The organism is Pseudomonas sp. GW821-FHT07F05, assembly GCF_059418765.1.
This window is the reverse complement of sequence record NZ_JBWKQL010000025.1, coordinates 1-9,247: the sequence shown is the minus strand read 5'-3', so window position 1 is coordinate 9,247 and position 9,247 is coordinate 1. Positions and strand designations below refer to the sequence as shown.

The window sequence follows — 9,247 nt, the reverse complement described above, 5'->3', positions numbered from 1 at the left end:
CTGGCGTCCCCTAGGGGACTCGAACCCCTGTTACCGCCGTGAAAGGGCGGTGTCCTAGGCCACTAGACGAAGGGGACGTAACCCTTGCGTACCGCATCGGTGCTGGTTCCGGAGCGGGACAAACTTCAAGGCAGTAAAGCAAACCTTGAAGCTTCTAATTTGGTGGAGCTAAGCGGGATCGAACCGCTGACCTCCTGCATGCCATGCAGGCGCTCTCCCAGCTGAGCTATAGCCCCACATTACACTGACAGAGAACGCCGCGTTACCGCGTGTTTCTGCGTTGCCGTGTGGACGGGGCGCATATTAAGTGCGACCCACAATGCTGTCAAATTCTTTTTCAAAGAATTCCAAAAGAATTTTCCGGGATAACAATCACTTACCGCCTCCCGGAAAACCGCCCCGCGTCGGGCCACCGGGCAATCGCTCAACGGCCCGGTGTCGCTCAGGCAACCACTCAGCCAATCGCGCCGAGCAATTTTTCCCACTCTTTGTTCTCTTTCTTGGACACGCCGCCCAGCATGTCCAGCGCCTGGCGCAGACGGAAACGGGTCAGGTCCGGGCCGAGAATCTCCATGGCGTCGGTCACCGAGACCGAATTGGCCTGACCGGTGATGGCAGCGAACATCAGCGGCATGGCGTCACGCAGTTTCAGTTCCAGGTGCTCGACGACCGCCTGGATGCAACCGGTGATCTTGTCCTTCTCCCACTGACGCAGGGACTCGAGCTTCCACAGGATCAACTGAATAACCTGACGCACTTGCTCCGGCGACAGCTTCTTGTGCTCGAACAATTTGGCGTCCGGCGTCACGCCACCGGCGAAGAAGAAGCCGCCCAGCGGGGCGATCTGGCTGAAGGTCTCGACGCGGCCCTGCACGTGGGGGGCGATCTTCATCATGTAGTCGCTGTTGAACGCCCACTTCTGCACGCGGGTTGCGAACTCTTCCACCGGCAGTTCACGCAGCCACTGGCCATTGAGCCAGGAGAGTTTCTCGATGTCGAAAATCGGGCCGCCGAGGGAGACGCGGCTCAGGTCGAAATGCTCGACCATCTCATCCAGCGAGAACTTCTCGCGCTCGTCGGGCATCGACCAGCCCATGCGGCCGAGGTAGTTGAGCATCGCTTCCGGCATGAAGCCCATGCGCTCGTAGAACGTAACCGAGGTCGGGTTCTTGCGCTTGGAGAGCTTGCTCTTGTCCGGATTACGCAGCAGCGGCATGTAGCACAGCGCCGGCTTTTCCCAGCCGAAGTACTCATAGAGCAGGATCAGCTTCGGCGCCGACGGCAGCCATTCTTCGCCGCGCAGCACGTGGGTAATGCCCATCAGGTGGTCGTCGACGACGTTGGCGAGGAAGTAGGTCGGCAGGCCGTCGGTCTTCATCAGGACCTGCATGTCCATGCGGTCCCACGGGATTTCGACTTCGCCGCGCAGGAGGTCCGGCACCACGCAGACGCCTTCGCTCGGCACCTTCATGCGGATCACATGGGGTTCGCCGGCGGCAAGGCGACGCTCGACTTCTTCCTTGGAGAGCAGCAGCGCGCGGCCGTCATAGCGCGGAGTTTCGCCGCGGGCGGTCTGCTCGGCGCGCATCTGGTCCAGCTCTTCGGCGGTGCAGAAGCACGGAAAGGCATGACCGGCATCGACGAGTTCCTGAACGTATTTCTTGTAGATGTCGCCGCGCTCGCTCTGACGATACGGGCCATGGGGGCCGCCGACGTCAGGGCCTTCACTCCACTCGATGCCGAGCCAGCGCAGGGCGTCGAAAATCTGTTGTTCGGACTCGCGGGTCGAGCGCAGTTGATCGGTGTCTTCAATGCGCAGGATGAATTCGCCGCCATGCTGCTTGGCGAAGCAATAGTTGAACAGCGCGATGTAGGCCGTGCCAACGTGGGGGTCGCCGGTGGGCGATGGCGCGATGCGGGTGCGAACGGTGGTCATGGAAAATCCCGGATAGGTCGAACAAGCCGCGAATGTTAACAGGCGCGGCCTGCGCGGCTCCAGCGCCAGCGGTGATGGGCTGCACAATCGGGGCGATGACGAGACAGGCGGCCCCGCCCTGCCGGCCCGGAACGCCTCGCAACGAATGCCCCGCCATCAGTGCCGGTCATGATCGCGACGATGGCTAGGTGCCAGACCGCCAACCCTGATAAATTTGCTGACATTCCAAAAATCCAGAACGCCCATGCCCGCCCAACTCAAGCGCCGCCTGTTCATCTTCTTCGGGGTGATCCTGCTGATCGCCCTCGCCTTCTTCGCCCAGTGGTACTTGAAAGGACGCTTTCACGAGGCCACCGACAACGCCTACGTCCAAGGTGAAATCACCCGGGTGTCCAGCCAGCTCGGCGCGCGGATCGACGAGGTGCTGGTGCAGGACAACCAGCACGTGGAAAAAGGCCAGTTGCTGGTGCGGCTCGAGCCGGATGATTTTCGCCTGGCCATCGACCGGGCCCAGGCGACCCTGGCAACCCGCGAGGCGGAGCGCTTGCAGGCACAGAGCCGTCTGACCCGGCAGTCGAGCCTGATCGCCGCCAGCGATGCGCAGGTGCAGGCGAATCAGGCCACCCTCGGGCGCACGCAACTGGACCTGGCGCGGCTGCAAAAACTGCGCACCCCGGGTTTCGTCTCGGAAGCGCAGGTCACGACCATGACCGCCGACAGCAACGTCGCGCGCTCCCAGGTCAGCAAGGCCCAGGCCGACGCCCAGAGTCAGCGCCAGCAGGTCAACGCGCTGAACGCCGAGATCAAGCGCCTTGACGCGCAGATCGCCACCGCTCGCGCCGACCTGGCTCAGGCGCAGATTAATGTGCAGCGCACCGAAATCCACTCGCCCCTCAGCGGGCTGGTCGGCCAGCGGGCGGCGCGCAATGGCCAGGTTGTTCAGGCCGGCGCGTACCTGCTGTCGATCGTGCCGGACGAGGACATCTGGGTGCAGGCCAATTTCAAGGAAACCCAGATTGAGCACATGGAGATCGGTCAGGTCGCCCAACTGACGTTCGACAGCTTTCCCGGCACGCCCATCGAGGGCCGCGTCGACAGCCTGTTTGCCGCCTCCGGCGCGCAGTTCAGTCTGCTGCCGCCGGACAACGCCACCGGCAACTTCACCAAGGTCGTGCAGCGCATCCCGGTCAAGTTGACCTTCGCGCCGGACAACCCGCTGCACGGCAAGATCCGCCCAGGCATGTCGGTGACCGTTTCGGTCGACATCCGGCCGGCGGACGACCCGCAACGTGGCCGGTGACGAGCTGATCCGCCCGGTCGGCGAACCGACCCGGCGCGACTGGATTGCCGTGATGAGTGTGATGCTCGGCGCGTTCATGGCGGTCCTCGACATCCAGATCACCAACTCGTCGCTCAAGGACATCCAGGGCGCACTGTCGGCGACCCTGGAAGAAGGCTCATGGATTTCCACCTCCTACCTGGTGGCGGAAATCATCATGATTCCGCTGACGGCCTGGCTGGTGCAGTTGCTCTCGGCGCGGCGCCTGGCGGTGTGGGTGTCGCTGGGTTTCCTGCTGTCGTCCCTGCTCTGCTCCATGGCCTGGAGCCTGGAGAGCATGATCGTGTTCCGCGCCCTGCAGGGCTTCACCGGCGGCGCGCTAATCCCGCTGGCGTTCACCCTGACGCTGATCAAGCTGCCGGAGCATCACCGGGCCAAGGGCATGGCGCTGTTCGCCATGACCGCCACCTTCGCCCCGTCCATCGGACCGACCCTGGGCGGCTGGCTGACGGAGAATTTTGGCTGGGAGTACATCTTCTACATCAACATCCCGCCGGGGCTGGTGATGATTGGCGGTCTGCTCTACGGGCTGGAAAAGAAAGCGCCGCACTGGGAATTGCTCAAGAGCACTGACTACGCCGGCATCGTCACCCTGGGCGTCGGGCTGGGCTGCCTGCAGGTGTTTCTTGAAGAGGGCCATCGCAAGGACTGGCTGGAATCGAACCTGATCGTCGGTCTGGGCAGCATTGCGCTGGTGAGCCTGATCAGTTTTGTGATCATTCAGTTTTCCAAACCGAAACCGCTGATCAACCTCGGCATCCTCGGCAACCGCAATTTTGGGCTGTCGAGTATTTCCAGCGTGGGCATGGGGGTGGGTCTGTATGGCTCGATCTATCTGCTGCCGCTGTACCTGGCGCAGATTCAGGGCTACAACGCCCAGCAGATCGGCGAGGTGATCATGTGGATGGGCGTGCCCCAGCTGTTTCTGATTCCGCTGGTGCCACAGTTGATGAAGGTTATTTCGCCGAAGTTGCTGTGTACGCTGGGGTTTGGTTTGTTCGGGCTGGCGAGCTTTTCCTCCGGGGTGCTCAATCCGGATTTCGCCGGGCCGCAATTCAACCAGATTCAGCTGGTGCGGGCGCTGGGTCAGCCGCTGATCATGGTGACCATTTCCCTGATCGCCACGGCGTTCATTCAGCCCCAGGACGCGGGGTCGGCGTCGAGCCTGTTCAATATTCTGCGGAACCTGGGCGGCGCCATTGGCATTGCGCTGCTGGCGACGTTACTGGATGCGCGAACCAAGACCTACTTCGACTATTTGCGCGAATCGATCTCCCCCGCCAACCCGCAAGTGGCCGAGCGCATGGCGATGCTCACCGACCGGCTGGGCAGCGAAACAGCGGCCTTGGGCAAGCTCAGCGAGATCGCCCATCAACAGGCAGCGATCATGGCCTACAACGACGCGTTTCATTTTGTCGGGATTGCGCTGGGGATCAGCATGCTGGCGGTGTTGTTGACGAAGAAGTTGCCGTCCGGGGTCAAGGGTGGCGCGGCGCATTGAGCGGAATGTCCTGACACTTCGCGATCGCTCAGCCAACAGATGCCCTGTGGGAGCGACCGCGGTGGCGCTTCACCTTGCTCGCGAAGATGCCCTGATATCCACCGCATCTCCATCTGCAGGACCAATGCCTTCGTGAGCAAGCTCACTCCCACAAGTCCAGCAGCGTGGCCGGGATACCAGGTTAAACACAACCCTTGTGGGAGCGAGCTTGCTCGCGAAAGCGTCGGCACATCCGCTGCATCTTCATCTGGAGTGAAAATGCCTTCGTGAGCAAGCTCACTCCCACAGGTCCCCCAGCGTGGCCGGGATACCAGGTTGAACACAACCCTGGTGGGAGCGAGCTTGCTCGCGAAAGCGTCGGTACACCCGCTGCATCTTCATCTGGAGTGAAAATGCCTTCGTGAGCAAGCTCACTCCCACAAGTCCAGCAGCGTGGCCGGGATACCAGGTTGAACACAACCCCTGTGGGAGCGAGCTTGCTCGCGAAAGCGTCGGTACACCCGCTGCATCTTCATCTGGAGTGAAAATGCCTTCGTCAGCAAGCTCACTCCCACAAGTCCAGCAGCGTGGCCAGGATACCAGGTTGAACACAACCCTCGTGGGAGCGAGCTTGCTCGCGAAAGCGTCGGTACACCCGCTGCATCTTCGTCTGGAGTGAAAATGCCTTCGTGAGCAAGCTCACTCCCACAGGTCCCCCGGCGTAGCCGATATTCAGCGTCGTGCCCCCGGTCACTCCCACACCGTCCTCAAACCGCCAGCAAGCGCTCGCGCAGTTTGCCGATCTCGTCGCGCATCTGCGCTGCCGCCTCGAACTCCAGGTCGCGGGCCAGTTGGTACATCTTCTCTTCCAGCTGACGAATGCGTTTGGTGATTTCGCTTGGCGAGCGCAGTTCGGCTTCGTACTTGGCGTTCTCTTCGGCGGCCTTGGCCATGCCCTTGCGCTTCTTGCTGCGCGAGCCGGGCACGGTGGCGCCTTCCATGATGTCGGCGACGTCCTTGATCACGCTTTTCGGCGTAATGCCGTTGGCCAGGTTGAAGGCGATCTGCTTCTCCCGACGACGATCGGTTTCTTCGATCGCGCGCTCCATGGAGCCGGTGATGCGGTCGGCGTAGAGAATCGCGCGGCCATTGAGGTTACGCGCGGCACGGCCGATGGTCTGGATCAGCGAGCGCTCGGAACGCAGGAAGCCTTCCTTGTCGGCATCGAGAATCGCCACCAGCGACACTTCCGGCATGTCCAGGCCTTCGCGCAGCAGGTTGATCCCCACCAGCACATCAAAGGTGCCCAGACGCAGGTCGCGGATGATCTCCACACGCTCGACCGTATCGATGTCCGAGTGCAGGTAACGCACGCGGACGCCGTGGTCGGCCAGGTAATCGGTGAGGTCTTCGGACATGCGCTTGGTCAGCGTGGTCACCAGCACCCGCTCCTCGATCGCCACGCGCTTGTGGATCTCGGAGAGCAAGTCGTCGACTTGGGTCAGTGCCGGACGGATTTCGATCTGCGGGTCGACCAGCCCGGTCGGCCGCACCACCTGCTCGACCACACGGCCCGCGTGCTCGGCTTCGTAAGGCCCGGGCGTCGCGGAAACAAAAATGGTCTGCGGACTGACGTTTTCCCACTCATCGAACCGCATCGGCCGGTTGTCCAGCGCCGACGGCAGGCGGAAACCGTACTCCACCAGCGTCTCCTTGCGCGAACGGTCGCCCTTATACATGGCGCCGACCTGGGGCACGCTGACGTGGGATTCGTCGATCACCAGCAGCGCGTCAGCCGGCAGGTAGTCGTACAGCGTCGGCGGCGGCGCGCCGGACGGACGCCCGGACAGGTAGCGCGAGTAGTTTTCGATGCCGTTGCAGTAACCCAGTTCGAGGATCATCTCCAGGTCGAAACGGGTGCGCTGCTCCAGACGCTGGGCTTCCACCAGTTTGTTGGCGCCGCGCAGGTATTCCAGACGCTCGTTCAGCTCGACCTTGATGCCCTCCATCGCGTCCAGCAGCGTTTCGCGCGGGGTCACGTAGTGGCTCTTCGGGTAGAAGGTGAAGCGCGGCAGCTTGCGGATGACCTCGCCGGTCAGCGGATCGAAGGCAGAGAGGCTCTCGACCTCGTCATCGAACAGCTCGATACGGATGGCTTCCAGGTCGGATTCCGCCGGGAACACGTCGATCACGTCGCCGCGCACCCGGAAGGTCGCCCGGGCAAAATCCATATCGTTGCGGGTGTACTGCAGGTCGGCCAGACGGCGCAGCAAGGCGCGCTGATCGAGCTTGTCGCCACGATCCACGTGCAGAACCATGCGCAGGTAGGTTTCCGGACTGCCCAGACCGTAGATGCATGACACCGTGGTGACGATGATCGAGTCCTTGCGCTCCAGCAACGCCTTGGTCGCGGACAAGCGCATTTGCTCAATGTGGTCGTTGATGGACGCGTCCTTCTCGATGAAGGTGTCCGACGACGGCACGTAAGCTTCCGGCTGGTAGTAGTCGTAGTAGGAAACGAAGTATTCGACCGAGTTGTTCGGGAAAAACGCCTTGAACTCGCCGTACAGCTGGGCGGCCAGGGTCTTGTTCGGCGCCAGCACCAGGGTCGGACGCTGCACTTGCTGAATGACGTTAGCGATGCTGAACGTCTTGCCCGAGCCGGTTACACCGAGCAGGGTCTGGTGCGACAGGCCCGCGTCGATGCCTTCAACCAACTGACGAATCGCCTCCGGTTGATCGCCGGCCGGCTCAAAACGGGTAACGAGCTGAAATTCGGACATAAGGTTCCTTTGGACGGCAACGCAATTGAGCACGGACGGCTGATCCCGTCACGGAAAAGACGTACATAGAAGAAGGTGATGGGACTACAGGTGGAGTCGACTGCGCCACCTTTCAAGCCACCCTCCGCAGATTAGTCCGCGGCACTGGACTAACGGTCGAAAAATTTCGCGAAATATCCGGAAAAACCTGCCCTCCACTGTCGCCCGCACTGGCGCGGCCCTTTATACTTGCTCCCCGTTTGTGCACCGCTCTAGTGCAATCGGCTGGAGCGACGCGACCCATTCACTCCTCCACTCAGAGCCCCCGCACAATGAGCCTGTTCTCCGCTGTCGAAATGGCACCACGCGATCCTATCCTGGGCCTCAACGAAGCATTCAACGCCGATACCCGTACGACCAAGGTCAATCTGGGTGTAGGCGTCTACAGCAACGAAGAAGGGAAAATTCCGCTGCTGCGCGCCGTTGTCGAAGCGGAAGAAGACCGGGTGGCTCAACACCTGCCCCGCGGCTACCTGCCGATTGACGGTATCGCTGCCTACGACAAGGCCGTGCAAACCCTGCTGTTCGGCGCCGAGTCGCCGCTGCTGGCCTCGGGCCGGGTGATGACGGTCCAGGCGGTCGGCGGCACGGGCGCTCTGAAGATCGGCGCTGACTTCCTCAAGCAGCTGTCCCCTGACGCCGTTGTGGCGATCAGCGACCCGAGCTGGGAAAACCACCGGGCGCTGTTCGAAACCGCCGGTTTCCCGGTGCAGAACTACCGCTATTACGACGCCGCCACCCATGACGTGAACCGCACGGGGATGCTGGAAGATCTGCAGAACCTGCCGTCCGGCTCGATCGTCGTGCTGCACGCCTGCTGCCACAACCCGACCGGCGTTGACCTGACCCTGGAGGACTGGAAGAAGGTCCTTGAGGTGCTGAAGGCCAAGGGTCATGTGCCATTCCTGGACATGGCGTATCAGGGCTTCGGTGACGGGATCGACGAGGACGCGGCGGCGGTGCGTCTGTTTGCCGACAGCGGCTTGACGTTCTTTGCTTCCAGCTCGTTTTCGAAGTCGTTTTCGCTGTATGGCGAGCGGGTCGGCGCGCTGTCGATCGTGACGGATTCGAAGGAGGAGACGGCGCGGGTGTTGTCGCAGGTGAAGCGTGTGATCCGCACGAACTATTCGAACCCGCCGACCCATGGTGCGTCGATTGTGGCGGCGGTGTTGAGCAGCCCTGAGTTGCGCGCCAAGTGGGAGGAGGAGTTGGGTGAGATGCGCCTGCGGATTCGCGGGATGCGTGAGGAGATGACGCAGCGTCTGGCGAATAATGCGGCGGGGCAGGATTTCAGCTTTGTCGCGCGGCAGCGGGGGATGTTTTCGTATTCGGGTCTGACGACGGCGCAGGTTCATCGGTTGCGCAGTGAGTTCGGGATTTATGCGCTGGATACCGGGCGGATTTGTGTGGCGGCGTTGAACAAGGGGAATATCGGGGCAGTAACGGAGGCGATCCTGGCGGTTATCTAAACCGCTGAACATTAAGATCAAGAGCGTCTGCCTAAGGGCAGACGTTTCGCCTCCGGCGAGTTACTTGGAAAAGCACCCCAAGTAACCAAGGGTGCTTGCTCTCGGTTAGGCCCTTCGTTCCTCAGGGTTCCTTCACTCCGGTCCCGCTCCGTGGGCCCGCCGCCATCCGCCATCCATGGCGGGGGGCGGCTCTCGCGGCAT

General features: G+C 62.0%; 5 protein-coding genes and 2 tRNA genes. 3 read left to right on the top strand and 4 right to left on the bottom strand.

Translation table 11 applies throughout. From position 1 onward, the window contains the following. Window position 1: 1 nt before the first annotated feature. From AC07RO_RS26840 to gltX, 3 genes are all read right to left on the bottom strand, one after another. Window positions 2–77, bottom strand: a tRNA-Glu gene (locus AC07RO_RS26840). 83 nt (window positions 78–160) lie between these two features. Further along, a tRNA-Ala gene (locus tag AC07RO_RS26835) sits at window positions 161–236 on the bottom strand. Window positions 237–454: 218 nt separating this feature from the next. Continuing rightward, window positions 455–1,936: a glutamate--tRNA ligase gene (gene gltX, locus AC07RO_RS26830; RefSeq protein ID WP_423573087.1), complete on the bottom strand. Its 1,482-nt coding sequence runs from the start codon at window positions 1,934–1,936 to the stop codon at window positions 455–457. 244 nt (window positions 1,937–2,180) lie between these two features. On the opposite strand from gltX, the gene AC07RO_RS26825 reads away from it, so the two are divergent. Further along, complete coding sequence (locus AC07RO_RS26825) at window positions 2,181–3,236, top strand: HlyD family secretion protein (protein WP_495087528.1); 1,056 nt, start codon at window positions 2,181–2,183, stop codon at window positions 3,234–3,236. Then, a complete protein-coding gene (locus AC07RO_RS26820) occupies window positions 3,226–4,776 on the top strand; it encodes an MDR family MFS transporter (protein ID WP_495087527.1) in 1,551 nt (516 codons plus the stop codon). Before AC07RO_RS26825 ends, AC07RO_RS26820 begins: the two co-directional genes overlap by 11 nt. Window positions 4,777–5,522: 746 nt before the next feature. On the opposite strand, the gene uvrB is transcribed toward AC07RO_RS26820, so the two are convergent. Next, on the bottom strand, window positions 5,523–7,538 hold the full coding sequence (gene uvrB / locus AC07RO_RS26815) for an excinuclease ABC subunit UvrB (protein ID WP_192174255.1): 2,016 nt from the start codon (window positions 7,536–7,538) through the stop codon (window positions 5,523–5,525). A gap of 311 nt (window positions 7,539–7,849) precedes the next feature. On the opposite strand from uvrB, the gene AC07RO_RS26810 reads away from it, so the two are divergent. Beyond that, on the top strand, window positions 7,850–9,046 hold the full coding sequence (locus tag AC07RO_RS26810; protein WP_495087526.1) for an amino acid aminotransferase: 1,197 nt from the start codon (window positions 7,850–7,852) through the stop codon (window positions 9,044–9,046). The last annotated feature ends 201 nt before the right edge of the window (window positions 9,047–9,247 follow it).

Coding starts and splice junctions, on each gene's coding strand:
- gltX (WP_423573087.1), bottom strand. CDS start 1,936: ATGACCACCGTTCGCACCCGCATCGCGCCATCGCCCACCGGCGACCCC.
- AC07RO_RS26825 (WP_495087528.1), top strand. CDS start 2,181: ATGCCCGCCCAACTCAAGCGCCGCCTGTTCATCTTCTTCGGGGTGATC.
- uvrB (WP_192174255.1), bottom strand. CDS start 7,538: ATGTCCGAATTTCAGCTCGTTACCCGTTTTGAGCCGGCCGGCGATCAA.
- AC07RO_RS26810 (WP_495087526.1), top strand. CDS start 7,850: ATGAGCCTGTTCTCCGCTGTCGAAATGGCACCACGCGATCCTATCCTG.